Origin of the sequence: Pseudomonas nitroreducens NBRC 12694 (assembly GCF_002091755.1) — a bacterium.
Lineage (GTDB): Bacteria > Pseudomonadota > Gammaproteobacteria > Pseudomonadales > Pseudomonadaceae > Pseudomonas > Pseudomonas nitroreducens.
The window spans coordinates 360805-384904 of sequence record NZ_BDAI01000005.1 but is presented as its reverse complement, the minus strand read 5'-3'; the positions used below and the strand labels follow the sequence as shown (position 1 = coordinate 384904).

At 66.5% G+C, this 24100-nt stretch carries 22 protein-coding genes and 1 riboswitch; of the genes, 13 read left to right on the top strand and 9 right to left on the bottom strand.

What is annotated here, in order from left to right:
• Nucleotides 1-79 precede the first annotated feature (79 nt).
• The 4 genes from PNI01S_RS16635 to PNI01S_RS16620 all read right to left on the bottom strand — a co-directional run bounded on the left by PNI01S_RS16635 (nt 80) and on the right by PNI01S_RS16620 (nt 3707).
• Entirely contained in the window at nt 80-991 is a 912-nt protein-coding gene (locus tag PNI01S_RS16635; protein WP_054906319.1) for an NUDIX hydrolase, read from the bottom strand.
• Nucleotides 992-1320: 329 nt separating this feature from the next.
• Nucleotides 1321-2124 (bottom strand): aldo/keto reductase, encoded by an 804-nt coding sequence (locus PNI01S_RS16630; protein WP_084358639.1) that lies wholly within the window; start codon nt 2122-2124, stop codon nt 1321-1323.
• On the bottom strand, nt 2121-3296 hold the full coding sequence (locus PNI01S_RS16625) for an NAD(P)/FAD-dependent oxidoreductase (RefSeq protein WP_065085586.1): 1176 nt from the start codon (nt 3294-3296) through the stop codon (nt 2121-2123). Before PNI01S_RS16625 ends, PNI01S_RS16630 begins: the two co-directional genes overlap by 4 nt.
• A gap of 78 nt (nt 3297-3374) precedes the next feature.
• A complete protein-coding gene (locus PNI01S_RS16620) occupies nt 3375-3707 on the bottom strand; it encodes a DMT family transporter (protein WP_024764290.1) in 333 nt (110 codons plus the stop codon).
• Nucleotides 3708-3849: 142 nt separating this feature from the next.
• Here PNI01S_RS16620 and PNI01S_RS16615 point away from each other — a divergent pair, with 142 nt between their 5' ends.
• Together PNI01S_RS16615 and waaA are read left to right on the top strand one after the other, a co-directional pair.
• Entirely contained in the window at nt 3850-4734 is an 885-nt protein-coding gene (locus PNI01S_RS16615) for a LysR family transcriptional regulator (protein ID WP_024764291.1), read from the top strand.
• A 77-nt stretch (nt 4735-4811) separates the two neighbouring features.
• Nucleotides 4812-6092 carry a lipid IV(A) 3-deoxy-D-manno-octulosonic acid transferase gene (gene waaA / locus PNI01S_RS16610; RefSeq protein WP_084358678.1) on the top strand — a complete coding sequence of 427 codons (1281 nt, stop codon included), beginning with the start codon at nt 4812-4814 and terminating at the stop codon, nt 6090-6092.
• Here the strand turns inward: waaA and PNI01S_RS16605 are convergent.
• The 3 genes from PNI01S_RS16605 to PNI01S_RS16595 all read right to left on the bottom strand — a co-directional run bounded on the left by PNI01S_RS16605 (nt 6073) and on the right by PNI01S_RS16595 (nt 9316).
• A complete protein-coding gene (locus PNI01S_RS16605) occupies nt 6073-6666 on the bottom strand; it encodes a helix-turn-helix domain-containing protein (RefSeq protein ID WP_084358638.1) in 594 nt (197 codons plus the stop codon). The two genes, waaA and PNI01S_RS16605, sit on opposite strands and share 20 nt — an antisense overlap.
• Before the next feature lie 185 nt (nt 6667-6851).
• Nucleotides 6852-8801, bottom strand: a complete 1950-nt coding sequence (locus PNI01S_RS16600; RefSeq protein ID WP_084358637.1) for an oxidoreductase — start codon at nt 8799-8801, stop codon at nt 6852-6854.
• A gap of 164 nt (nt 8802-8965) precedes the next feature.
• Entirely contained in the window at nt 8966-9316 is a 351-nt protein-coding gene (locus tag PNI01S_RS16595; RefSeq protein ID WP_065085583.1) for a EutQ-related cupin domain-containing protein, read from the bottom strand.
• Nucleotides 9317-9649: 333 nt separating this feature from the next.
• Between PNI01S_RS16595 and PNI01S_RS16590 the strand changes: the two genes are divergently transcribed.
• Nucleotides 9650-10723 carry an ABC transporter substrate-binding protein gene (locus PNI01S_RS16590; protein ID WP_084358636.1) on the top strand — a complete coding sequence of 358 codons (1074 nt, stop codon included), beginning with the start codon at nt 9650-9652 and terminating at the stop codon, nt 10721-10723.
• A 66-nt stretch (nt 10724-10789) separates the two neighbouring features.
• Nucleotides 10790-11578 (top strand): class II aldolase/adducin family protein, encoded by a 789-nt coding sequence (locus PNI01S_RS16585; RefSeq protein ID WP_024764297.1) that lies wholly within the window; start codon nt 10790-10792, stop codon nt 11576-11578.
• Between the two features lie 70 nt (nt 11579-11648).
• Here the strand turns inward: PNI01S_RS16585 and PNI01S_RS16580 are convergent, their stop codons facing one another.
• The gene (locus tag PNI01S_RS16580; protein WP_065085580.1) at nt 11649-13103 is read right to left on the bottom strand and encodes a TolC family outer membrane protein; all 1455 of its coding nucleotides are present in this window, start codon (nt 13101-13103) and stop codon (nt 11649-11651) included.
• 174 nt (nt 13104-13277) lie between these two features.
• A riboswitch (TPP riboswitch) is annotated at nt 13278-13385 on the top strand.
• A 112-nt stretch (nt 13386-13497) separates the two neighbouring features.
• Here PNI01S_RS16580 and thiC point away from each other — a divergent pair.
• Together thiC and cytX are read left to right on the top strand one after the other, a co-directional pair.
• On the top strand, nt 13498-15378 hold the full coding sequence (thiC, locus tag PNI01S_RS16575) for a phosphomethylpyrimidine synthase ThiC (protein ID WP_024764298.1): 1881 nt from the start codon (nt 13498-13500) through the stop codon (nt 15376-15378).
• A 136-nt stretch (nt 15379-15514) separates the two neighbouring features.
• On the top strand, nt 15515-16801 hold the full coding sequence (cytX, locus tag PNI01S_RS16570; RefSeq protein WP_084358635.1) for a putative hydroxymethylpyrimidine transporter CytX: 1287 nt from the start codon (nt 15515-15517) through the stop codon (nt 16799-16801).
• A gap of 89 nt (nt 16802-16890) precedes the next feature.
• Here cytX and PNI01S_RS16565 read toward each other — a convergent pair whose 3' ends face one another.
• Nucleotides 16891-17643, bottom strand: a complete 753-nt coding sequence (locus PNI01S_RS16565) for an RsiV family protein (protein WP_024764300.1) — start codon at nt 17641-17643, stop codon at nt 16891-16893.
• 229 nt (nt 17644-17872) lie between these two features.
• On the opposite strand from PNI01S_RS16565, the gene PNI01S_RS16560 reads away from it, so the two are divergent.
• The 7 genes from PNI01S_RS16560 (at nt 17873) to PNI01S_RS16530 (ending at nt 24093) form a co-directional block, all read left to right on the top strand.
• A complete protein-coding gene (locus PNI01S_RS16560; RefSeq protein ID WP_084358634.1) occupies nt 17873-18490 on the top strand; it encodes an NUDIX domain-containing protein in 618 nt (205 codons plus the stop codon).
• Complete coding sequence (locus tag PNI01S_RS16555) at nt 18481-18939, top strand: DUF1249 domain-containing protein (protein WP_024764301.1); 459 nt, start codon at nt 18481-18483, stop codon at nt 18937-18939. The genes PNI01S_RS16560 and PNI01S_RS16555 overlap by 10 nt, the downstream gene beginning before the upstream one ends.
• 159 nt (nt 18940-19098) lie before the next feature.
• A complete protein-coding gene (cpdA, locus tag PNI01S_RS16550) occupies nt 19099-19908 on the top strand; it encodes a 3',5'-cyclic-AMP phosphodiesterase (RefSeq protein ID WP_084358633.1) in 810 nt (269 codons plus the stop codon).
• Between the two features lie 75 nt (nt 19909-19983).
• Complete coding sequence (locus PNI01S_RS16545) at nt 19984-20613, top strand: YqiA/YcfP family alpha/beta fold hydrolase (protein WP_084358632.1); 630 nt, start codon at nt 19984-19986, stop codon at nt 20611-20613.
• 11 nt (nt 20614-20624) lie between these two features.
• A complete protein-coding gene (gene parE, locus PNI01S_RS16540; RefSeq protein ID WP_084358631.1) occupies nt 20625-22520 on the top strand; it encodes a DNA topoisomerase IV subunit B in 1896 nt (631 codons plus the stop codon).
• Nucleotides 22520-23572: an esterase-like activity of phytase family protein gene (locus tag PNI01S_RS16535; RefSeq protein ID WP_084358630.1), complete on the top strand. Its 1053-nt coding sequence runs from the start codon at nt 22520-22522 to the stop codon at nt 23570-23572. The genes parE and PNI01S_RS16535 overlap by 1 nt, the downstream gene beginning before the upstream one ends.
• Nucleotides 23569-24093 (top strand): retropepsin-like aspartic protease family protein, encoded by a 525-nt coding sequence (locus PNI01S_RS16530; protein ID WP_024764305.1) that lies wholly within the window; start codon nt 23569-23571, stop codon nt 24091-24093. The genes PNI01S_RS16535 and PNI01S_RS16530 overlap by 4 nt, the downstream gene beginning before the upstream one ends.
• Nucleotides 24094-24100: the final 7 nt, after the last annotated feature.

Here is a 24100-nt window from a genome sequence, read left to right as displayed (position 1 = left end):
TACCCGCCTGACATGGTTCGCGAGCAAGCTCGCTACAGACGTCGCCCTACCGTCAGGCAGGGCGAATCAGGTTACGGCCTCAGGCCGTGCGTCGCCCGCTGCCGGCATTGCCGGCGGCGGGCGGCCACTGCTCCATCCATTCGCGGAAACGGATGCGCTCTTCGCGCACCAGCCAGCCTTCCTGTTCGGCGAAGCTTTCCGATAGCCAGAGGCCGCGGGTACTCGCCTTGCACAGTTCGCCCTTGCTCAGGGTGAAGAGTTCGCCAGTGGGCTGGCCATGCTCCAGCGGCAACAGGTAGAGGTCCGGGCGCCGGCGATCGAGGCGCGCCACCAGCGGACCGCTTTCGAGTTTTTCGTCGACATGGAACAGGCTGACCTCGCGGGCGTCCTTGGGCAGTTCCATGCGCAAGTCGTAGACCAGTTGCAGGGAGGCCGTCGGCAGGTGCACGTAGGCTTGCGGGCGCTCCAGCAGGCGCAGCGCGCCGGCCTGTACCGGACGCGAGGCGCCGGACAGCGGGGTGAGCGAGAAGTGGCTGGTTTCGCGGTAGCGCAGGATGCCCTCATAGGGCGTCGGCAGCCAGGTGTCGCCGAAGCGCCCGCCGAGCCAGCCGTCGGCGGTTTCCACCAGGCATTCCTCGGCCACTTCCTGAATTGCCGTGAGCAGCGGCAGGTTCAGTTCATGGGCCGGCACGTAGCCGGAAATCAGCTTGAGCACGGTGTCGCCACGATCCAGGCGGCGCTGGCGCACCAGGATCCAGTGGTCGCGGCCCTGGTAATTCAGGGTCAGGCGCACCGAGACGCCGAGATTGGCCAGTTCGGTGGTAAAGCGTTCGGTCTCGTTGATCTCGATGGGGCGGCGTTTCTCCAGGACCTGGGCGAAGTTCAGGGGCTTGCCGAGGGTCTGGTAGGCGAGCCCTTCCGCGCTGGCTTCGACCAGCAGCGGCAGGGTCTTGAAGGCGGTCGGGTCCTTGCGGGCGAGCGTACGGGGCATGTGGGGGTTCCTTCTCGTACAGGGCGCCGGGTTGCGCCGGGCGCGTCCTTTTCAAAGGCGACGCCGACGCCAACGCTGACCGTCTGCGGGAGACGGACCGGCCGATCGTTCTTTACCGGGTCGCTACAACCTAGACAGCCTGACACCGATCCTGGCGTCATCGAAAATCAAAAAGATTTCCGGATTTTTCCCTGAAAGTCTTGGTGATTCCGAGATTTTTGCAGGGGAATGGCTAGCTGGCGACAGTTTCTGTGCCCACGGTTTTCGCCGGGGGAGTTGGAGCATGGCACAGGAATACGCAATCCACATGACCGTACGGCGTCTGCCGATCAGTGGTCGAGCACCTCGGCGGCGATGCTGACGTTGTGCGCCAAGTGCAACGGATTGATGGTGCCGACAATGGCGCTGGCGACGCCCGGATGGCCCAGCACCAGCTCGAAGCTGGCGCGCACCGGATCGACACCCGGCGCCAGGGTGGCGTGGCCGCTGGCCAGGGCCTTCTTGATCAGGATGCCGCGACCCTGGGCCAGGGCATGGTCGATCACCAGCTTTTCCGCCTGTTCGTTGAGGTTGTAAGTGACCATGGCGCAGTCGCCGCGCTCCAGGGCCAAGAGGCCGCCGTCGGCGGTCTTGCCGGAGAAACCGAAGCCGCGGATCAGCCCTTCGTCCTTCAGCTGTTCCAAGGTTGCGTAGACCTCGGTGCCGCGCAGGATGTCCAGGTCGTTGCCGTCGGAGTGCACCAGCACCAGGTCGATGTAGTCGGTCTCCAGGCGCTGGAGGCTGCGCTCTACCGAGCGGCGCGTGTGGGCGGCGCTGAAGTCGAACTGCGACTGGCCGCTGACGAATTCCTCGCCGGTCTTGCTGACGATCACCCACTGATCGCGCTGGCCACGCAGCAGCGGGCCGAGGCGTTCTTCGCTGCGGCCATAGGCCGGTGCGGTGTCGATCAGGTTGATGCCCAGATCGCGGGCCAGGGCGATCAGGTCGGCAGCCTCGCGGTCATCGGGGATGCGAAAGCCCGCGGGATACTTCACGCCCTGGTCGCGGCCGAGCTTAACGGTGCCCAGGCCCAGCGGCGAGACGTTCAGGCCGGTGCTGCCCAGCGGGCGGTGCAGGTGATGCAGGGTCTTCATCCGAACAGTTCCTCCCACACCGGGCTGGCCATGGCCGGGCGCGGCAGGTTGGGCAGGGCGGCGCTGGCTTGCGGGCGGACGCCGCTCTTCTCCAGGGACTCCACTACGCGATCGGCGAAGTTCGGCGCCAGGGCCAGCTTGGTCGGCCAGCCGACCAGCAATGCGCCGTCCTCCGCGAGGAAGGCGCTGTCCGGACGCAGCAGGTTGTTCTGCGAAGGCTCCGCGCGGTCCACCCGCAAGGTGGCCCAGCGCGCGGTGGAAAGGTCGATCCACGGGACCAGCTTGTGCAGCTCGCGCTGCGCCTCGGTGATCTGCTCGGCTTCGCTGCGCGCGACACCGCCGGCTTCGGCGATGTCGCCTCCCAGGTACCAGACCCAGTCGCCATTGCTCAGCGGGTGGGTGGTGACGGTGACTCGTGGCTTCGGCCCGCCGCCGAGGCAGTGGGCGTAGAGCGGTTTCAGGGTCGGTGCGGTGACCAGCACCATGTGCAGCGGGCGGCGCTGCATTTCCGGGCGCTCCAGGCCCAGCTCGCGCAGCAGCGCCTCGTTGCCGGCGCCGGCGCTGAGCACCACGCGCTGGGCGCGGATCTCGCGGCCGTCCACGCGCAGGCCGGCCAGTTGGCCGCCTTCGCGCAGGGCTTCGATGTGTTCGCCGGCCAGCAGGCTGTCTCCGGCCAGTTCGGCGAGGCGGGCGATCAGGCTCGGCACGTCCAGCACCAGTTCAGTGAGACGGTAGGCCTTGCCCTTGAAGGCCTTGTCCTGCAGGGCGGGCGGCAGATCGCTGCCCTTCACCTGGGCGACGCGGCTGCGCACCGCCTTGCTGGCGAAGAAGCTGGTGAGATTACCGGCCAGGCCGCCCGGTGACCACAGGTAGTGGGCGTCGGACAGCACGCGTACGCCGCGCAGGTCCACTTCGCCGGTCCCGGCCAGGCAGTCGCGCCACAGGGCCGGCATGTCGGCGATGGCTTCCGAGGCGCCGGTCAGCGCGCCGTGCAGCGCGTACTTGGTGCCGCCATGGATGATCCCCTGCGAGCGCATGCTCTGCACGCCCCCCAGCGCGGTGTTTTCCACCAGCAAGGTGGAAAAGCCGGAGCGACGCAGGCGGGCGTTGAGCCAGAGACCGGCGATGCCGCCGCCGACGATGAGGATGTCGGTGCTCAGGGATTCGGACATGAAAGCGCCTCGAAGGGAAAACAAGGCGCGCAGTATAACCCGATGGCGCGCGGCGGCAGGCCGCGCGCCGATGCCACGTCAGTGACCGGCGTTACCGGAAAACAGTTGGATCACCACCACCCCACTGACGATCAGGCCCATGCCGAGCAGCGCGGCGGTATCGAGCTTCTGTTGGTAGAGCACCAGGGCTGCAATGCTGACCAGCACGATGCCCAGCCCGGCCCAGATAGCGTAGGCGATGCCCACCGGGATGCTGCGGACCACCAGGGTGAGCATCCAGAAGGAAATGGCGTAGCCGACGATCACCAGTACCAGCGGCAGAGGCGTGGACAGGCCCTTCACCGATTTGAGTGAGGCGGTGGCGATGACTTCGGCGACGATGGCGATGGCGAGGTAGAGATAGCCGGGCATGGTGGGTGCTCCCCGGAACGACACGCCGCTCGTTGTGAGCGACACGCAGCTGACGTTCGATTCTGCCGGCCATTCTAGTCCCGTGGCTGATGGGATAAAGTCATTACCTATCTGAGTTGGAGATGGGTTCTGGAGATAGACCATGCAGTGGAACCTGGACCAGTTGCGCCTGTTCGTCAGCGTCGCCGATCAGTCGTCGTTTTCCGCTGCCGCGCGGCAGCTCAAGCGGGTGCAGTCTGCCGTGAGTTCTTCCATCGCGCTGCTGGAAAGCGACCTGGGTGTGACCCTGTTCGAGCGCAGCAGCGGCCGCCAGCCGGTGCTGACCGTCGAAGGGCGTGCGCTGCTGGACGAGGCGCGCGAAGTGCTGCGCCAGTGCGAGCGGCTGGAGAGCCGCGCGCTGTCGCTGGTGCGCGGCACCGAGCCCTTGTTGCGATTGGCGCAGGATGAAGCGATGCCTTATCAACCGGTGCTCTCCGGGCTGCAGGCGCTGGCGCAGGAGTTCCCCGCGGTGGAGGTGCAGCTTTCCAGCAGCGCCCAGGGCGACGTGGCGCGCAAGCTGCTGGAGCGCCGCGCGGACCTTGGTCTGCTGTTCCATCACGAGGGTATGCCGCAGGAACTCGAGCGGCAGCGCCTGGGCACCATCGAGATGGTCACCGTGTGTGGCGCCGGGCATGAGCTGGCGAAGCTGGATTATGCGGACCGTCGCGAGCTGGCTCGGCATCGCCAGTTACTGATGGCCCCGCAGGACAGCCACTACCCCGGCGGCGAGCAGATCAGCCCGCTGGTGTGGCGCGCCGACAGCTTCTACGCCATGGCCGAACTGCTGATGCGCGACCTCGGCTGGGCCTGGCTGCCGACCCACGTGGCGCAGTACCCCGCCTACCAGCCGTTGCTGGTCGAGCTCGCCAGCGACTGGACGCCGCCGCCGCTGGTGGTGGAGCTGGTCTGGCGCCGCGACGAGCCGCTGGGGCCGGCGGCGAACTGGCTGGGCGAGTGCTTCGCGGAGCATCTCGCCGCGCCGGTGTGACCTGCTCTTCGTGGGAGCGATGCACCATGCAGGATTGTCCGGCCGCCAAGCCCGCTAATTTGCTACTCTCCGCCGCCATGAACCGGACCCTCTATACCCTGCTGTTCCACCTGGGCCTGCCGCTGGTTGCGCTGCGCCTGTTCCTGCGCTCGCGCAAGGCCCCGGCCTATGCCCAGCGCGTTGGCGAGCGCTTCGCCCTCGGACTGCCGGCGCTCAAGCCTGGCGGCATCTGGGTGCATGCGGTATCGGTGGGCGAGAGCATCGCCGCCGCGCCGATGATCCGAGCGCTGATGCAACGTCATCCCGGCCTGCCGATCACCGTCACCTGCATGACGCCCACCGGCTCCGAGCGCATCCGCGCGATGTTCGGCGACCAGGTGCAGCACTGCTACCTGCCGTACGACCTACCCTGGGCGGCGGCGCGCTTCCTCGACCGCGCACGGCCGGTGCTGGGCGTGATCATGGAGACCGAGCTGTGGCCCAACCATATCCACCAGTGTGCCAAGCGCGGTATTCCGGTGGCGCTGGCCAATGCGCGGCTGTCCGAGCGCTCGGCGCGTGGCTACGCGCGTTTCGCCGGGCTGACCCGGCCGATGCTCGAAGAGATGAGCTGGATCGCCGTGCAGACCGAGGCCGAAGCCGAGCGCTTCCGCCGGCTCGGCGCGCGCCCGGACTGCGTGAGCGTCACCGGCTCGATCAAGTTCGACCTGGCCATCGACCCTGAACTACTGGTCCGCGCCGGTGATCTGCGCGCCCAATGGCAAGCACAGCAGCGGCCGATCTGGATCGCTGCCAGCACCCATGTCGGCGAAGACGAAATCATCCTGGCGGCGCACCGCCAACTGCTGGAAAAACATCCGGACGCCTTGCTGCTTCTGGTGCCGCGCCACCCGGAGCGCTTCGGCCCGATGTTCGAATTGTGCCAGCGTGAAGGCTTCCGTACCCAGCGTCGCTCCACCGGCGAGCTGGTCACGGCGGACACCCGGGTGCTGCTGGGCGACACCATGGGCGAACTGCTGTTCCTCTATGCGCTGGCCGACGTCGCCTTCGTCGGCGGCAGCCTGGTGCCCAATGGCGGCCACAACCTGCTGGAGCCGGCGGCGCTGGGTAAGCCCGTTTTATCCGGCCCGCACCTGTTCAACTTCCTGGAAATCGCTGCGCAATTGCGCGAGGTTGGGGCGCTGCGCGAGGTGGCCGATGCACCTTCGCTGGCAGTGGCCGTGGCCGCTCTGTGGGACGAGCCGGCAAGCGCCGAGCGCATGGCCGAGGCCGGGCGTGGCGTGATGAAAGCCAACCAGGGCGCGCTCGGGCGGTTGCTGGATGGGCTGGGGCGACTGATCAGAACGTCGGCGGGGTAATCACCCACAGCACCACCGCGTCCACGTCACCCGGATTGCCGTAGCGATGCGGCTCCTGGCTGGAGTAGCTGAAGCTGTCGCCCTCATTGAGCAGGAAGTAGCGCTCGCCCACCCATAGCTCGAACGTGCCGCTGAGCAGGTAGCCGGCTTCTTCGCCTTCATGGCTGTAGCTCTGCTGGCTGTAGGTGCCGGGCGGGAACTTCGAGTGGAGGATCTCCAGCTGGCGGCTGGGTTGCGGGCTGAGCAGTTCGTCGACGATGCCATCCTCGTAATGCACGCTGGTACGGGCATTGCGCCGCACCACGTAGCCGGCGTCGGCCGGGTCGACCTGCACTTCGCTGGCGAAGAACCACTGGATGGTCACGCCCAGGCTGCGGGCGATATTGAACAGCGCCGGGATCGACGGATACGCCAGGTTGCGCTCCAGCTGGCTGATGTAGCCGGCGGTGAGCCCGCTCTGCTCGGCCAGCGCCGACAGGGTCATGCCGCGCCGCTTGCGCAGGCCGCGGATGCGGGTGCCGAGGAACTGCGCTTCGGCGTTGGCGGGTGCTTCCTGCGGGGCTTTGCGGCTCATGCGGCGAGAGTCCTGGCGAATGTCGTCGTGGGGCATTCTAAACAATGCGCCGGGGCTGTGGACCGTTTGCTCTTCGTAGGAGCGAGGGGCACCCAGTTCTTGCTCGCGAACGAGGCTCCCGGCGAGTTCGGCGCTGAGCGGTTCGCAAGCAAGCTCGCTCCTACAGGAAGTTGCCTTGCCAGGGCTCAGATTGCCCAACCCGCCTTGAGTCCCTCGTAGATCGCCTCTTCCGCCGTGCGTGGCGCCAGGCAGTCGCCGATGCGGCGTACCTCGGCGAGGTCGGCGATCTCGTCGGCCAGTTCGTCCACCGGTTGGTGGCCCTGGCAGAGCACCAGAGTGTCGATGTTTTCCACCAGCATCGGCTCGCCGCTAGCGGTGTGCTGCAGGTAGACGGTGCTGTCGTCCACACCGTACAGGCGGGCGTAGGTGGTGATGCTGATGCCCAGGCGGTGCAGCTCGCCAGCCAGGTGATCGCGCACGTAGAGGGGCAGGCTTTCGCCGGCGTGGGTGCCGTTCACGGCGAGTTGCACCTGGTGGCCGTCGCGTACCAGGCGCTCGGCGATGCCGGGGGCGATCCAGTCGGCGCGCCAGTCGGTGACCAGAACGGAGCGGCCGAGCTTCACTTCGCCGCGCAGCACCTGCCAGGCGTCCACCACCTGCAGCTCGCCCGCTTCTTCGTAAGGGGGGCGATAGGGTTTGGCGCCGGTGGCGACGATCACTACGTCGGGGCGCTCGGCTTCTACCAGCGCGCGGTCGACGCGGGTGTTGCGGCGCACTTCGACGCCCGCCAGCTGCATCTCGCGTTGCAGGTTGGTGGAGGCGCCGCCGAACTCCGCGCGGCGCGGCAGGAGTTGGGCGAGGTTGACCTGGCCGCCCAACTGAGCGGTGGCTTCGCAAAGGGTGACGTCATGGCCACGCTGGGCAGCGACAGCGGCGGCCTTCATGCCGGCTGGCCCACCACCGACCACCAGGACGCGTTTGCGCTGGGCGGCCATCTTGCGTTCGGCGTAGATCAGTTCGCGGCCGGTTTCCGGATGCTGGATGCAGGAGATCGGGTAGCCGCGGTGGAAGTGGCCGATGCATGCCTGGTTGCAGGCGATGCAGGCGCGCACGTCCTCGACGTGGCCGCGTTCGGTCTTGCTGGGCATCTGCGGGTCGCAGATCAGCGCGCGGGTCATGCCGCAGACATCGGCCTGGCCACGGGCGACGATCAGCTCGGCTTCCTGCGGCTGGTTGATGCGCCCGGTGACGAACAGCGGGATGTCCAGATTGCGCTTGAAGGTGCCGGCTTCGTTGGCCAGGTAGGCCGCTTCGATGGCCATCGGCGGCACGATGTGGATGGCGCCGCCCAGGGAGGCGGAGGTGCCGGCGACGATGTGCACGTAGTCCAGGTCTTTCTGCAGCCCTTTGACGCCCTGCAGCGATTCGTCTTCGGTGAGGCCTTCGGGATCGCGTTCGTCGGCGGAGATGCGCAGGCCGATGATGAAGTCCTCGTCGGTGGCGGCGCGGATGGCGGCGATCACCTCGCGGGTGAAGCGCAGGCGGGCGTCGAGATCGCCGTTGTAACCGTCGCTGCGGCGGTTCACCCGTGGGTTGAGGAACTGCGCCGGCAGGTAGCCGTGGCTGGCCACCACTTCCACGCCGTCGATGCCGGCAGTGTGCAGGCGCCGTGCGGCGGCGGCATAGCCTGCGATGATCTCGTCGATCATCGCCTGGCTCAGCTCGCGGGGCATGACGCGGAAGCGCTCGTTGGGCGAGGCGGACGGTGCGTAGGCCACGGCCAGCAGGCCGTCGCTGGACTCCATGATTTCGCGGCCGGGGTGGAACACCTGGGACAGCACTACCGTGCCCTCGGCGTGGCAGGCCTCGGCGATGCGCCGGTAGCCGGGGATGCACTCCTCATCGGTGGCCATCAGCACGTGGGAGGTGTAGCGGGCGCTGTCGTGCACACCGGCGACCTGTAGCACGATCAGGCCGACGCCACCCTTGGCGCGGGCGGTGTGGTAGGCCACCAGCTGGTCGTTGACCAGGTTGTCGGTGGGCATCGAGGTGTCGTGCCCGGTGGACATGATGCGGTTCTTCAGCGCCTTGCCGCGGATCTGCAGCGGGCTGAACAGGTGGGGAAACTGGCTCATCGGGCAACTCCGGATTCTTGTTGTAAATACAGCGCTAAACATCGACCGCGCGAGCTAGAGCGCAACAAGGCGGAGACCGGAGAGGCAGCGGAGTTTACTCCAGTAAATGAGCATGCCGAGCCGGTTTCCAACGCAGTTGCGCCGACGCGCAGCCGGTCGACCAGCTAGGCGTTGCGCGCCTGCCAGTCCACCGGGTAGAGGGCGTAGAAGACGCAGGCTTTTTCGCCTTCGTAGGCCAGCGGCGTGCGTTCGGGGACCCAGATCACGTCGCCCGGCCTGGCCTCGATCACCTGGTCGGCCAGGCGCAGGCGGAAATTGCCTTCCAGCACCACGATCAGTTCGTCGTAGAGCACTGTCCACTCGATGGAGACGCCGTCGAAGCGCGCCAGGCCCGCGCCCATGGTCTCGCTGTCCGCCGGACCGATCAGGCGGCAGATGGCGGCGCGTTCGATGTCTTGTCCACCGTAGGACTGGAACTGCAGGGCGGATTGCTGGAAGTGGCGAACCTGGGACACGGCGACTTCTCCTGGGTGGAAAGTGTTGTTTAAGTTCTTGCTATGGAAATTTACCGCCAGTAAAAAATCAACTTGTTTTTTTAAAATTGACTGGGTAGTTTCGATGCCGCTCCCGGAGTTTCCGGGGCAACCGCGACGTGCTCCACAACAACTACAAGAGGAGAGGCGCATGAACCGTCCCGTACGGTACCCCCTCGCACGGCGGGTCCACCCGCTGGCAATCGATTCATCTCTGCCCTGTCTTTCTTGCTCCGTGGTTCCGGCGCGCCCGTCCTGCGTGTGTGCAGTCATTCCGGCTGCGCCCGCTGCCACCTACGACTGGGGGTATGCCCGATGACTTTGCGTCAAAGCAGTTTCCACAAACGCTTCTTCCTCAAGACCGCCGCCGCGCCACTGCTGCTAGCCCTCGGGCTGTGCTGCGGCGGCACCCAGGCCGCCGAGAACATGGTGGTGGTCGGTTATGGCGGCGCGGGTCAGAAGGCCCAGGAAGCGGCCTTCTTCCAGCCGTTCAGCAAGCAGTCCGGGGTTGGTGTGACCCAGACCGAATACAACGGCGAGATGGCGCGCATCAAGGTGATGGCCGATACCGGCCACGCCGACTGGGACGTGGTGCAGATCGAAGGACCTGACCTTGCGCGTGGCTGCGACGAGGGCCTGTTCGTGCCGCTGGACTGGCAGCAGATCGGCAGCAAGGACCAGCTGATTCCCAACGCCGCCAAGGATTGCGGTTCGGCCGCGCTGGTATGGGGCGTGGCCATCGCCTACGACGCGGACAAGCTCAAGCCGGCGCCGCAGTCCTGGGCCGATTTCTGGGATGTGAAGAAATTCCCCGGCAAGCGTGGCCTGCGCAAGCGCGCCATCTACAACCTGGAGTTCGCCCTGATGGCCGACGGCGTGAAGCCGGCGGACGTCTACAAGGAATTGGGCACCAAGGCCGGTGTCGACCGCGCCTTCGCCAAGCTCAACCAGATCAAGCCCTATGTGCAGTGGTGGGAAGCCGGCGCGCAGCCCGCGCAGTGGCTGGCCGCCGGTGACGTGGTGATGACCACCACCTACACCGGGCGCATCGCCGATGCCTTCAAGGGCGGGCGCAACCTGCAACTGGTCTGGCCGGGCAGCCTGTATGGCATGGACTACTGGGCGATCATCAAGGGCTCGCAGCACGTCGACGCGGCGAAGCGCTTCATCGCCTTCGCCAACCAGCCCGATGCGCAGGTCGACTACGTGAAGCACATTGCGTATGGTCCGACCAACAAGCAGGCCGCCGAACGCCTGCCGTCCGATCTCGCCGGCTGGGTGCCGACCTCGACGCAGAACCTGCCCCAGGGCCTGGCGATGGACGATGAGTTCTGGGTCGACCATGGCGAGGAGCTGGAAGAGCGCTTCAACGCCTGGGCCGCGCAATAACCAGAACGTGACCGTGACGCTGGGGCGACTGCCCCGGCGTCTTCTTGCCTTGAGGAGAAGTGCACCATGACGTCGCTGCAGGCGCCCAGCCGCGCCACCTGTTCACCCGAGGAATGGAAGCTGCGCGAGGAATTGGCGGCCTGCTACCGCCTGATCGCGCACTACCGCATGTCCGATCTGATCTTCACGCATATCTCGGTGCGTATTCCTGGTCCCGAACACCATTTCCTGATCAATCCCTACGGCCTGATGTTCGACGAGATCACTGCCTCGAGCCTGGTGAAGATCGACCTGTCCGGTCATGCCGTGGAGCCGTCGCCGTACAAGGTCAACCCGGCCGGCTTCGTCATCCACAGTGCCATCCACGGCGCCCGCGAGGACGCGCAGTGCGTGCTGCACACCCACACCCGCGCCGGCTGCGCGGTGGCGGCTCAGGCTTGCGGGTTGCTGCCGCTGAACCAGATGTCGATGGAGTTCTACGGACGGCTGGGCTACCACGATTACGAAGGGATCGCCCTGTCCATGGACGAGCAACAGCGCCTGGTCGCCGACCTGGGCGATCACCTGGGCCTGATGCTGCGCAACCATGGGCTGCTGACGGTCGGCCAGACCGTGCAGCAGGCGTTCCTGCGCATGTACTACCTGGAGAAGGCCTGCGACATCCAGTTGGCGGCCCAGGCGGGCGGCGAGCTGGTGATTCCGCCGGAGGAGGTATGTCGCCACACCGAGCAGCAGTTCAACGCCCCGGCGCGACCGCTGGCCGAAGGCGAATTGAGCGATCCGGATGGCTATGACCTGGCCTGGTCGGCGCTGCTGCGCATGCTGGATCGCGTCTCGCCGGGGTATCGCGATTGAGCGCGACGCCCTGTCGGCGGCGAGTCCAAAGGAAAAGCCCCGCATCGCGGGGCTTTTTCGCAGGGCGGGATCAGTATTTCGAACCGGCCTTGAGCTGCGCCTCGGCGGCCTTGGCCAGGTCTGGCGGGAGGAAGTCCTTGTCCGGGTTGTAGTCCGGTTTCAGGTAGCTGCCCAGCGCTTCCAGGTCGCTCGGCGCGAGGGTGCCGGCGGTCTGCTTGAGGCTCAGGTTGTCGAGGATGTAGTCATAGCGGGTGTTGTTGTAGTCGCGCACCGAGTTGTACAGCGAACGCTGGGCGTCCAGTACGTCGACGATGTTGCGGGTACCGACCTGGTAGCCGATCTCGGTGGCTTCCAGCGAGCTCTGGTTGGAGATGATCGCCTGGCGGCGCGCCTTCACCTGCTCCACGTCGGTGTTCACCGCACGGTGCTGGTTGCGCGCGTCCTGTACCACCTGGCGGCGCTGGCTTTCGCGCAGCTGCTCGCTCTGGTTGAGGCGCTGGTAGGCCTCGCGGACCTGGGAACTGGTCAGGCCGCCGCTGTAGATCGGCACGTTCAGTTGCAGGCCGATGCTGCTCTGGTCGACGTACTTGCCATAGTGCGGCTCGCCCGGTACGCCGGAGTTGGCAAAGCCCAGGGCATCGTTGTCGCCCTTCTGGTACTGGGCCACGGCGTCGACGGTCGGCAGGTGGCCGGCCTTGCGCTGGCGCAGGGTCTCTTCGGCGGCGTCGACCGCGTAGTTGCTGGCCTGCAGGCGCAGGTTCTGCTGCACCGAGGTATCCACCCAGGCCTTGGCGTCATTGGGGATCGGCGCGACCACCGGCAGCGAGTGGAGGATGCCCTCGATGGCGCTGTACTCGCGGTTGGTCAGGGTCACCAGGGCCTGGAAGGCGTCATCCACCTGGCGCTCGGCGACGATCCGGTTGGCGCGGGCGGTGTCGTATCCCGCCTGGGATTCCAGCACGTCGGTCTTGTCGGACAGGCCGACGTCGAAGCGCTCGTTGGACTGGTCGAGCTGGCGCTTGAACGCCGCTTCCTCGGCCTTGCTGGCCGCCAGGTTGTCCTGGGCTCGGAGCACGCCGAAGTAGGTCTGCGCAGTCTGCAGGATCAGCTGTTGCTGCGTTGCAGAAAATTCCAGCTGGGCCTGTTCGGTGGTGTTTTCCGCGGCCTTGAGCTGGAACCAGCGGTCCGCACGGAACAGCGGCTGGCTCAGGCTTGCCTGCACCAGCTGGGTATTGCGGTTCAGCGTGGCGCTGGGGGTGTCCAGTGAGGTGCGAGTCGACCCGGTGCTGGCACCGGCGTTGATCTGCGGCAGCAGGCCGGAGCGTGCCTGGGGCACGGCTTCCTTGCGCGCCAGGTAATCGGCCTGGGCGGCGGCGAGGTCGGCGTTATTGTCGACAGCGTCCTTGTAGACGCTGATCAGATCCGTCTTGGTGGGCAGCGGAGTAGCGGCCGGAGCGGGCTGGGCAGCCCAGGCAAAGCCTGTCGTAGCGGCAACAGCGACAGCCAGAGAGAGTCTGCGCAGCATTCGTTCATCCTGGAAAGTGATGCGAGGTGGGGCAAGGCTACGGTCGCCGCCGGTGGCGGTCAAGGCACGTTCGTACGAGCCTTCCGAGGCTGGAGTGTAGCTGCCTGTAGGAGGTCGCAAGGAATTCTGTCGGACGGCGATTGGCTAATCCCTGTCCACTTGATTAGACTGCGGGCGTTCTTGTCGGGGTGCCCCATTGCGAGGGGCTGAGATCGGATAGTTCCGGATCCCGTTGAACCTGATCGGGTTAGCACCCGCGTAGGGAACAAGAAGACCGCATCCCGCGGCGTATTCCGCCCCGGCCCCAGCCCTTCACGGGATGCGTCCCTTCGCTGCAGCAAGCAGCTCCTCTCGTTCCAGGTTCTCCCCGGCAATCAACCCAAGGAGAGCCAGGATGAGCACCCAGAAGAACAACGTCACCCGCCTTGAACAGCTCGATCGCCAGTCGACCCAGCCGTTTCCGAATTCGAAAAAGGTCTATCTGACCGGCTCGCGCCCGGACATCCGCGTCCCTGTGCGGGAAATCACCCTCGCCGACACCCCGACCGCCTTCGGTGGCGAGAAGAACGCCCCGGTGATGGTCTACGACACCTCCGGCCCCTACACCGACCCGGACGTTCGCATCGACCTGCGCAAGGGCTTGCCGGACGTGCGCTCGGCCTGGATCGACGAGCGCGGCGATACCGAAATCCTCCCCGGCCTGACCTCCGAGTTCGGCCAGTCGCGCCTGGCCGATGCCAGCCTGGACGCCCTGCGCTTCGCTCACGTGCGCACCCCGCGTCGGGCCAAGGCGGGCGGGAACGTCACGCAGATGCATTACGCACGCCAGGGCATCATCACGCCCGAGATGGAATACATCGCCATCCGCGAGAACATGAAGCTGCAGGAGGCCCGCGCCGCCGGCCTGCTGGGCGCCCAGCATCCGGGCCAGAGCTTCGGCGCGAGCATTCCGCAGGAGATCACTCCCGAGTTCGTCCGCGAGGAAGTCGCCCGTGGCCGCGCGATCATCCCGGCGAACATCAACCACACCGAACTGGAACCGATGATCATCGGCCGCAACTTCCTGGTGAAAGTCAACGGCAATATCGGCAACAGCGCGCTGGGTTCCTCCATCGAGGAAGAAGTGGAAAAGCTTACCTGGGGCATCCGCTGGGGCGCCGATACGGTGATGGACCTGTCCACCGGCAAGCACATCCACGAGACCCGCGAGTGGATCCTGCGCAACAGCCCGGTACCGATCGGCACTGTGCCGATCTACCAGGCGCTGGAGAAGGTCAACGGCATCGCCGAGGACCTGACCTGGGAAATCTTCCGCGACACCCTGATCGAACAGGCCGAGCAGGGCGTGGACTACTTCACCATCCACGCCGGCGTGCTGCTGCGCTACGTGCCGCTGACCGCCAAGCGGGTTACCGGCATCGTCTCCCGTGGCGGCTCGATCATGGCCAAGTGGTGCCTGGCCCATCACCAGGAGAATTTCCTCTACACCCACTTCGAGGAAATCTGCGAAATCATGAAGGCCTACGACGTCAGCTTCTCGCTGGGCGATGGCTTGCGTCCGGGTTCGATCGCCGACGCCAACGACGCGGCGCAGTTCGGCGAGCTGGAAACCCTCGGCGAGCTGACCCGCATCGCCTGGAAGCACGACGTCCAGGTGCTGATCGAAGGCCCTGGCCACGTGCCGATGCACCTGATCAAGGAAAACATGGACAAGCAGCTGGAGTGCTGCGATGAGGCGCCGTTCTACACTCTCGGCCCGCTGACCACCGACATTGCGCCGGGCTACGACCACATCACCTCCGGCATCGGCGCGGCGATGATCGGCTGGTTCGGCTGCGCCATGCTCTGCTACGTCACGCCCAAGGAGCACCTGGGCCTGCCGAACAAGGATGACGTGAAGACCGGCATCATCACCTACAAGATCGCCGCGCACGCCGCCGACCTCGCCAAGGGCCACCCGGGCGCGCAGATCCGCGACAACGCCCTGTCCAAGGCGCGTTTCGAGTTCCGCTGGGAAGACCAGTTCAACCTCGGCCTCGACCCGGATACCGCCCGCGCCTTCCACGACGAGACCCTGCCCAAGGACTCGGCCAAGGTCGCGCACTTCTGTTCCATGTGCGGGCCGAAGTTCTGCTCCATGAAGATCACCCAGGAAGTCCGCGACTACGCCAAGGAAAACGGCTTGACCGACGAGCAGAAGGCCATCGAGGCCGGCTTCCAGGAACAGGCCGCGCGCTTCAAGGACGAAGGCTCGGTGATCTACAAGCAGGTTTGATGCCTGTGCAATACCTGTAGGAGCGAGTTTGCTCGCGAACCTTTGCCGGCGACTCCGCAACTGGGCGGTTCGCGAGCAAGCTCGCTCCTACAAAAAACAACAAAACCTAATCCAACCTTCGAGCCCTGCACGCATCGTGACCACTACCGCCATCGACTACTCACCGACTTCCGCCGTGGGCAACGCCCAGCGGGTACTCGGCCTGCGCGACCTGTTCTCCCTCTGGTTCTCCCTGGGCATCGGCCTGATGGTGCTGCAGACCGGTGCGCTGTTGGCGCCGGGCCTGGGCCTGGCCGGCGCGCTGGGCGCGATCCTGCTCGGCACCCTGGTCGGCGTGCTGCTGCTGGCCAGCGCCGGGGTCATCGGCACCGACACCGGCCTGTCCGCCATGGCCTCGCTCAAGCTCAGCCTGGGCAGCCATGGCGCCGCGTTGCCGGCGCTGCTCAACCTGCTGCAGCTGGTCGGCTGGGGCGCCTTCGAGATCATCGTCATGCGCGATGCGGCCAGCCTGCTGGCGACCCGCGCCTTCGGTGAAGGTGGCGCCTGGAGCAACCCTGCGCTATGGACCCTGGTATTCGGCGCGCTGGCAACCCTGCTGGCGGTCGCCGGCCCGCTGGCCTTCGTGCGCCGTGTGCTGCGTCGCTGGGGGATCTGGCTGCTGATCGCCGCGTGCATCTGGCTGACCATCGACCTGTTCCAGCGTGCCGACCTGGCGGCGCTCTGGGCCAAGGCCGGCGATGGGTCGCTGACCTTCGCCGTGGGCTTCGACATCGCCATCGCCATGCCGCTGTCGTGGCTGCCGCTGATCGCCGACTACTCGCGCTTCGGCAAGCGCGCCGGGCAGACCTTCACCGGCGCGGCGCTGGGCTTCTTCATCGGCTGCTTCTGGCTGATGGGGTTGGGCGTGGCCTACACCCTGGCGTTTGCCCAGGGCAGCGATGCCAACGCGCTGTTGCTGGCGCTGGCCGGTGCGGGCATGGGCATCCCGCTGCTGCTGATCCTGCTCGACGAATCGGAGAAGGCCTTCGCCGACATTCACTCGGCGGCGGTCTCCAGTGGCATCCTGCTGCCGCTCAAGGTCGAACACCTGGCGCTGGCGATCGGTGTGATCTGTACCCTGATCGCCTGGTTTGCGCCGCTTGCGCAGTACCAGAATTTCCTGCTGCTGATCGGCTCGGTGTTCGCCCCGCTGTTCGGCGTGGTGCTGATCGATCACTTCGTCCTCCGTCGCCGCGCGCCGGCCGCGATTCCCCATGGCCTGCGCTGGGGCTCGCTGCTGGCCTGGGGCGGCGGCGTGGTGGTGTATCACCTGTTGGCGAACTACCAGCCTGATCTGGGCGCAACGCTGCCGGCTTTGGTGGTGGCGGGTGTGTTGCAACTGCTGCTGGGGCGTGTGGGCGTGAAAGGGCCGGCTACTGCGTAACGCTGTTCGCGAGCAAGCTCGCTCCGGCAGGCACCCGGTAACGCCGAGTGTGCTCTTCGTAGGAGCGTGCTTGCTCGCGAACCGGACCTTTACTGCGCCCCGCGCCCAGGGAAGTAATAGGTCTTCACGATCCCGTTCAGGCGCGGGTACGGAATCTTCAGCTCCGGGTGCCCGACCGAATGCGGGGCGATGCGGTCGATGTCGTACTTGAGCGTCAGCGCGCCGAAGGTCAGGGCGAAGTGCTCGGTCGGCTGGAACGGCCAGTTCTTCGAGAAGTTCGGGTCCTGCTCGTCCAGCTTGTTCTGCAGGATCCACGCCTGGTGCGCCATGCGCGCCACTTTCCAGAAGTTGTCCTCCTGGCCGGGCTGGAGAATGTCCTGCAGGGTGAGCACCTTGTGGAGGCGTCGATCATAATTGATGAAGGCGCGGCCGGGCTGGCCGTACTCGCCGCCGGTGAAGCGATAGCTGGACAGCTCGATGATCACCAGACCGTCATGCTGTTCGCGGATCTTCGCTTGCAGGTAGGAGCTCCAGCCGGGCTGCGCCGAATCGAGGAAGCCTTTCTCGTAGACATCCAGGCTGGCGGGGGCCGCACCGTCGCCCTCGCGGGCCAGTTGCAGCAGTTGGGCGTTGATCGCTTCGTTGAGCGCCGGCTCGTCGTCGAAGCTCAGGGTATCGAGGTTGAACAGCGGGCATTGCTCGCCCTGGCAGCCCGGCTGCGCGTGTTCGAAAGCGGTGTGGCGCGCAGTGAGCGGCTCGTCGAGCGAGGGCTTGAACAGACCCTGGCACGCCCCCAGTAACAGGCAGATGCTGCCCAGGGCGGCAAGTTTCAGAAGTCGCATGGGAATCCTTGTCGTTGACGTTCGCCGGCAATTGGAGTGGTTCGACCGCCATCGGTGCTGCCGGTTCGGCGGGTGAGTATGAACCACTTTGGCGGAACGCCGGCAGTGTGCGACGGTCACAGCAGACCGGCCGCCCGGCGGCCCGCGAAAGAGGCTGCGCCTGCTCCGGCGGCGCGATAGGATGGCGCGAAGTTCAACGTACTGTCAGTAGGAACGGGAGTAGAACGGGATGTCGGAAACGTTCAAGCCAGGCCCGCAGGATATCGAGATCCAGGAGCGCGAACAGTGCTTCAAGGGCTTCTACAAGGTCGACCGCCTGCGCCTTCGGCACCGCCAGTTCGCCGGCGGCATGGGCCCGCTGCTGACCCGCGAATTGTTCGTGCGCCACGATGCCGTGTGCGTACTGCCCTACGATCCGCAGCGCGATGAAGTGGTGCTGATCGAGCAGTTCCGCGTCGGCGCCATGGACGCCGGGGTCAATCCCTGGCTGATGGAGCTGGTTGCCGGGTTGATCGACAAGGATGAGGAGCCCGAGGAGGTCGCCCGCCGCGAAGCGGTGGAGGAAGCCGGCCTGACCCTCGGCGCGCTCTGGCCGATCGCCCAGTACCTGCCGTCGCCCGGCGGCAGCAACGAACTGGTGCACCTGTTCGTCGGTCGCTGCGACAGCAGCAGCGCCGCCGGCATTCACGGGATGGAAGAGGAGGGCGAGGACATCCGCGTCCACGTCATGCCGCTGGAGGAAGCACTGCAGGCCGTGCGGGATGGCCGTATCAACAACGCGGCGAGCATGCTCGCCCTGCAATGGCTGGCGCTCAATCGCGCCGAGGTAAGGGGGCTATGGGTGTGAATCTGCTGCGCGAGCGCTATCGCGTCGACCTGGCGGGGTTGCAGGCGACCTGTGAGGCGAACTACTTGCGCCTGATGCGCCTGTTGCCGGAAATGCGCGAGGCCCAGGTCTCGCGCCGTGTGGCGCTCAGCGAAGGCGAGCGGCTGCTCGGCGTGCTGGCGCTGGACGTGGTCGAAGCCTGCCCGTACACCACGGTCCTGCAGGTGCGCCAGGAGCTGGGGCTGCCCTGGCTGCCTGCGCCCAAGCTGGAAGTACGGGTGTACCACGATGCACGCATGGCCGAGGTGGTCGGTGCCGAGCAGGCGCGCCGCCTGCTGGCGATCTACCCCTACCCGAACCAGGCGATGCACCAGCCGGACGAGAAGAACCAGCTCAACCAGTTCCTCGGCGAATGGCTGAGCCATTGCCTGTCCTGCGGCCATGAGCTGGAGCCGGTGCTGCAACGCTGAGATGGCGGTAGTGGCAGCGTGCCATGATATCCTGCCCGTCCATCGCAGACTCGTGTCCCTAACTGTGATCTGTGACGCTTTCCCGGTTTGCTCAGGGGGGCGCCTGTCACCATACTTCGTCACGAATCCCCGCACGCCCGCCTCACAGGAGAAGGCGCATTGCCCACCCAGCCCACCGCTTCCGATTCCGTCCTGGTCGTCCAGCTTTCCGACAGCCATCTGTTCGCCGAAGAGAACGGCCGGCTGCTGGGCATGGACACCGCCGACAGCCTGACCCAGGTCGTCCGACTGGTGGGCGAGGAGCAACCGGCGATCGACCTGGTGCTGGCCACGGGTGATCTCTCCCAGGATGGCTCGGTAGAGTCCTACCAGCGCTTTCGCGAGATCACCGCATCGATTGCTGCGCCGGCCCGCTGGTTCCCCGGCAATCACGACGAACTGGGGCCGATGCGCGAGGCCGCCGCCGACACCGACCTGCTCGACCCGGTGATCGACCTGGGCGCCTGGCGGGTGATCCTGCTGGACTCCACCATTCCCGGCGCAGTGCCGGGGCAGATGACCGTCGAGCAGATCCATCTGCTTGAGCGCGCCATCCAGGCCGCGCCAGACAAGCACCTGCTGATCAGCTTCCATCACCACCCGGTGCCCATCGGCAGCCAGTGGATGGACCGCATAGGCATCTACAACCCCGAGCGCCTGTTCGCCGTGCTCGACCGCCATCCGAACGTGCGCTGCCTGCTCTGGGGCCACGTGCACCAGGAGATCGACCGCATGCGCGGCGACGTGCGCCTGCTGGCTTCGCCGTCCACCTGCGTGCAGTTCACTCCCGGCAGCGAAGACTTCTGCGTCGACAGCCCGGCGCCGGGCTATCGCTGGTTGCGGCTGATGGCCGATGGTCGGGTGGAGACAGGCGTTTCGCGCGTGACCGACATCGAGTTCGAAGTCGACTACAGCATCAAGGGTTATTGATCGGTCACGCTTCGAACGCCTTGCGACGCTGACCCACTTGCGGCATGCCACTTGCAGCTTGTAGCCTCCCGGCCCATGACCGCATTCCTCTATATCCACGGATTCAACAGTTCGCCCGGCTCGCAGAAGGCGCGCCAGTTCGCGGCCGCCATGGAGCGCCTGGGCCTGGCCGAGCAACTGCGCGTGCCCGCGTTGCACCATCATCCGCGCAAGGCCATGGCACAGCTGGAATCCGCCGTTGCCGACCTGGGCCAGCCAGTGCTGATCGGCAGCTCCCTGGGCGGCTACTACGCCACGTATCTGGCCGAACGCCATGACCTGAGGGCCGTGCTGATCAACCCGGCCGTGGCCCCGCACCGGCTGTTCGACGGCCAGCTCGGCCCGCAGACCAACTACTACAGCGGCGAGACCTGGGAACTGACCCTGGACCACGTTGCCGCCCTGGCGGAACTGGAAGTCCCCACGCCCACCGACGGCTCGCGCTATCAGGTGTGGCTGCAGACTGCCGACGAAACCCTCGATTACCGCGCCGCCGAGCGCTACTACCGGGCCGCTGCCTTGCGCATCGAGTCCGGCGGCGATCACAGCTTCCAGCGCTTCGTCAGCCATCTGCCGGCCCTGCTGGCCTTCGCCGGCGTGCCGTCCAGCCAGTGGCGCGACATCGACTTCTCCGCCTTTGAAGCCATCACCTCTTCGACTGATTAAGCAGGAACCCCATGGCCCAGCAGAACGCCTATAACGCAGACGCCATCGAGGTTCTCTCCGGCCTCGATCCGGTGCGCAAGCGCCCGGGCATGTACACCGACACCTCGCGCCCGAACCACCTGGCCCAGGAAGTCATCGACAACAGTGTCGACGAAGCCCTCGCCGGCCACGCCAAGAGCGTGCAGGTGATCCTCCACGAGGACAACTCGCTGGAGGTAATCGACGACGGCCGCGGCATGCCGGTGGACATCCACCCCGAAGAGGGCGTGCCCGGCGTCGAACTGATCCTCACCAAGCTGCACGCCGGCGGCAAGTTCTCCAACAAGAACTACCAGTTCTCCGGCGGCCTGCACGGCGTGGGCATCTCGGTGGTGAACGCGCTGTCGACGCTGGTCGAGGTGCGCGTCAAGCGCGACGGCAACGAATACCGCATGACCTTCGCCGACGGTTTCAAGTCCAGCGACCTGGAAGTCGTCGGCAGCGTTGGCAAGCGCAATACCGGCACCAGCGTGCACTTCTGGCCGGACGCCAAGTACTTCGATTCGCACAAGTTCTCCGTCAGCCGCCTGAAACACGTGCTCAAGGCCAAGGCCGTGCTTTGCCCCGGCCTGCTGGTCAGCTTCGAGGACAAGGCCAGCGGCGAGCGCATCGAGTGGCACTACGAGGATGGCCTGCGTTCCTACCTGGTCGACTCGGTCTCCGAGCACCTGCGCCTGCCCGACGAGCCGTTCTGCGGGTCGCTGGCCGGCAACAAGGAAGCGGTGGACTGGGCCCTGCTGTGGCTGCCCGAGGGTGGCGAATCGCTGCAGGAAAGCTACGTCAACCTGATCCCCACTGCCCAGGGCGGCACCCACGTCAACGGCCTGCGCCAGGGCCTGCTGGACGCCATGCGCGAGTTCTGCGAATTCCGCAACCTGCTGCCGCGCGGCGTCAAGCTGGCGCCGGAAGATGTCTGGGAGCGCATCGCCTTCGTCCTCTCGATGAAGATGCAGGAGCCGCAGTTCTCCGGCCAGACCAAGGAGCGCCTGTCCTCCCGCGAGGCCGCCGCGTTCGTCTCCGGCGTGGTCAAGGACGCCTTCAGCCTGTGGCTCAACGCCCACCCCGAATTTGGCCTGCAACTGGCGGAGCTGGCCATCAGCAACGCCGGCCGCCGCCTCAAGGCGGGCAAGAAGGTCGAGCGCAAGAAGATCACCCAGGGCCCGGCGCTGCCCGGCAAGCTAGCCGACTGCGCAGGGCAGGACCCGATGCGCGCCGAGCTGTTCCTGGTGGAGGGTGACTCCGCCGGTGGCTCGGCCAAGCAGGCGCGCGACAAGGAATTCCAGGCGATCATGCCGCTGCGCGGGAAGATCCTGAACACCTGGGAAGTGGACGGCGGCGAAGTGCTCGCCAGCCAGGAAGTCCACGACATCGCCGTGGCTATCGGCGTCGATCCGGGCGCGGCCGACCTGACCCAGCTGCGTTACGGCAAGATCTGCATCCTCGCCGACGCCGACTCCGACGGCCTGCACATCGCCACCCTGCTGTGCGCGCTGTTCGTCCGCCACTTCCGCCCGCTGGTGGAAGCCGGCCACGTCTATGTCGCCATGCCGCCACTGTTCCGTATCGACCTGGGCAAGGAAGTCTTCTACGCCCTGGACGAAGCCGAGCGCGACGGCATCCTCGACCGCCTGGCCGCCGAGAAGCGCCGTGGCAAGCCGCAGGTCACCCGATTCAAGGGTCTGGGCGAGATGAACCCGCCGCAGCTGCGCGAAACCACCATGGACCCCAACACCCGCCGCCTCGTCCAGCTGACCCTGGAAGACGCCGAAGGCACCCTGGAAATCATGGACATGCTGCTGGCCAAGAAACGCGCCGGCGACCGCAAGTCGTGGCTGGAAACCAAGGGCAACCTGGCGGACTTCGCCTGATGCGCTGGCTGCTGGCCTGCTCCTGCCTGTTGACGAGCCTGTTCGTCGGCGCAGCGAGCGCTGCCCAGGTGCCCGACCAGGCGCCGAAGGCTGGCGCGCCGCTGGCTGCGCCCGTGGCTCCTGCGTCGCTGCAGTTCGTCGCCGAGCATCCGGTGGAGGGCATGCCCAGCGGCAACCTTTCCGGGCTCGCACTGTGCGGCAGCGAGATGTGGACGGTGTCCGACCGCGACGACGACCGTATCTATCGACTGCTGATCGACGAAGCGCCGGGCAAGGCCTGGCAGGCCACCGCCGAACCCTTCGTGGTGCCGGGCACCCCGGAAAGCGGGCTGTCCTGGGGCACCCGTGCGCGGGTCGCCGTCGGTGGGCTGTTGCGTGGTGGGGCCATGGACTTCGAAGGCATCAGCTGCGACCAGGCGGGCAACCGCTATGTGGTCAGCGAAGGCTACGCGGCCGTCCTGCTGCTTCCCGCCGTCGGCGAGCCGAGCTGGCTGCCGCTGCCGCAGAGCCTGCTGCGCCAGGCTCGCGCCAGCGGCCTGCTGATGGAGTTCAATGCGCTCTACGAAGGCATTGCCGTCAGCGCCGATGGCAAGCAGCTGTGGCTGGCCGCCGAGCGCCAGCGCCGTGGCCTGCTCAAGGTGCACAACGAGAACGGCACCTGGAAGTGCGAAGGCAACTGCGTGATGCTCAGCGAGGGCGGTACGGCAATGCCGCCACCGGAACTGGGCAGCGAGCGCGCACTGCCGATCGATTTCTCCGATATCGCGTTGTTCAAGGACAAGCTGTTCACCCTGGAGCGCCTGGCGCACCAGATCTGCCGCCGTGACGCCAAGACCGGCGCGCAGGAGTTGTGCTGGTCCTTCGCCGCCGGTGCACTGGCCCCGGAGCGCCGCTACGACCTGCCTTATGGCGTGGCCGAGGCGTTGATCCTCGACGAGCAGGGCGCCTGGATCGGCCTGGACAACGGTGAACACGCCCGCGCCGACGGCGATGGCCGCCCATACGTGCTGCGCTTCGCGGCGCCGGCCGGCGGCTGGCTTGGTGGCAAATGAACGACGCAGTACCGGGCAAGCGGGTCGGCAAGGTCATGATGTTCCTCGCCTGGGGCGCGGGCATCCTGCTCGCCACCCACTATTTCGGCGCCTGGGAAACCCGTCAGCACAATCCCAACCCTCAACCGCAGTCGACTCGCGCCAATGGCGCCGTGGAAGTGCGGTTGGTGGGCAATCGCGCCGGCCACTATGTGGCCGACGGCCGGATCAATGGCGAGGCGGTGACCTTCATGCTCGACACTGGTGCTACCCAGGTAGCCCTGCCGCAGCGCCTGGCCGACCGGCTCGGCCTGCCGCGCGGGTTGCCGATCACCCTGGACACCGCCAACGGCCGCAGCCAGGGCTGGCGCACGCGCCTGCCCAACCTGCAGCTCGGCGACATCCGTCTCACCGATGTGCCGGCGCTGATCGCGCCGGGCATGGAAGGCGACGAGGTGCTGCTCGGCATGAGCGCACTCAGACAACTGGATTTCACCCAGCAGGACGGCACCCTGGTGCTGCGCCAGCGATCTACACCGTGAGGCACGC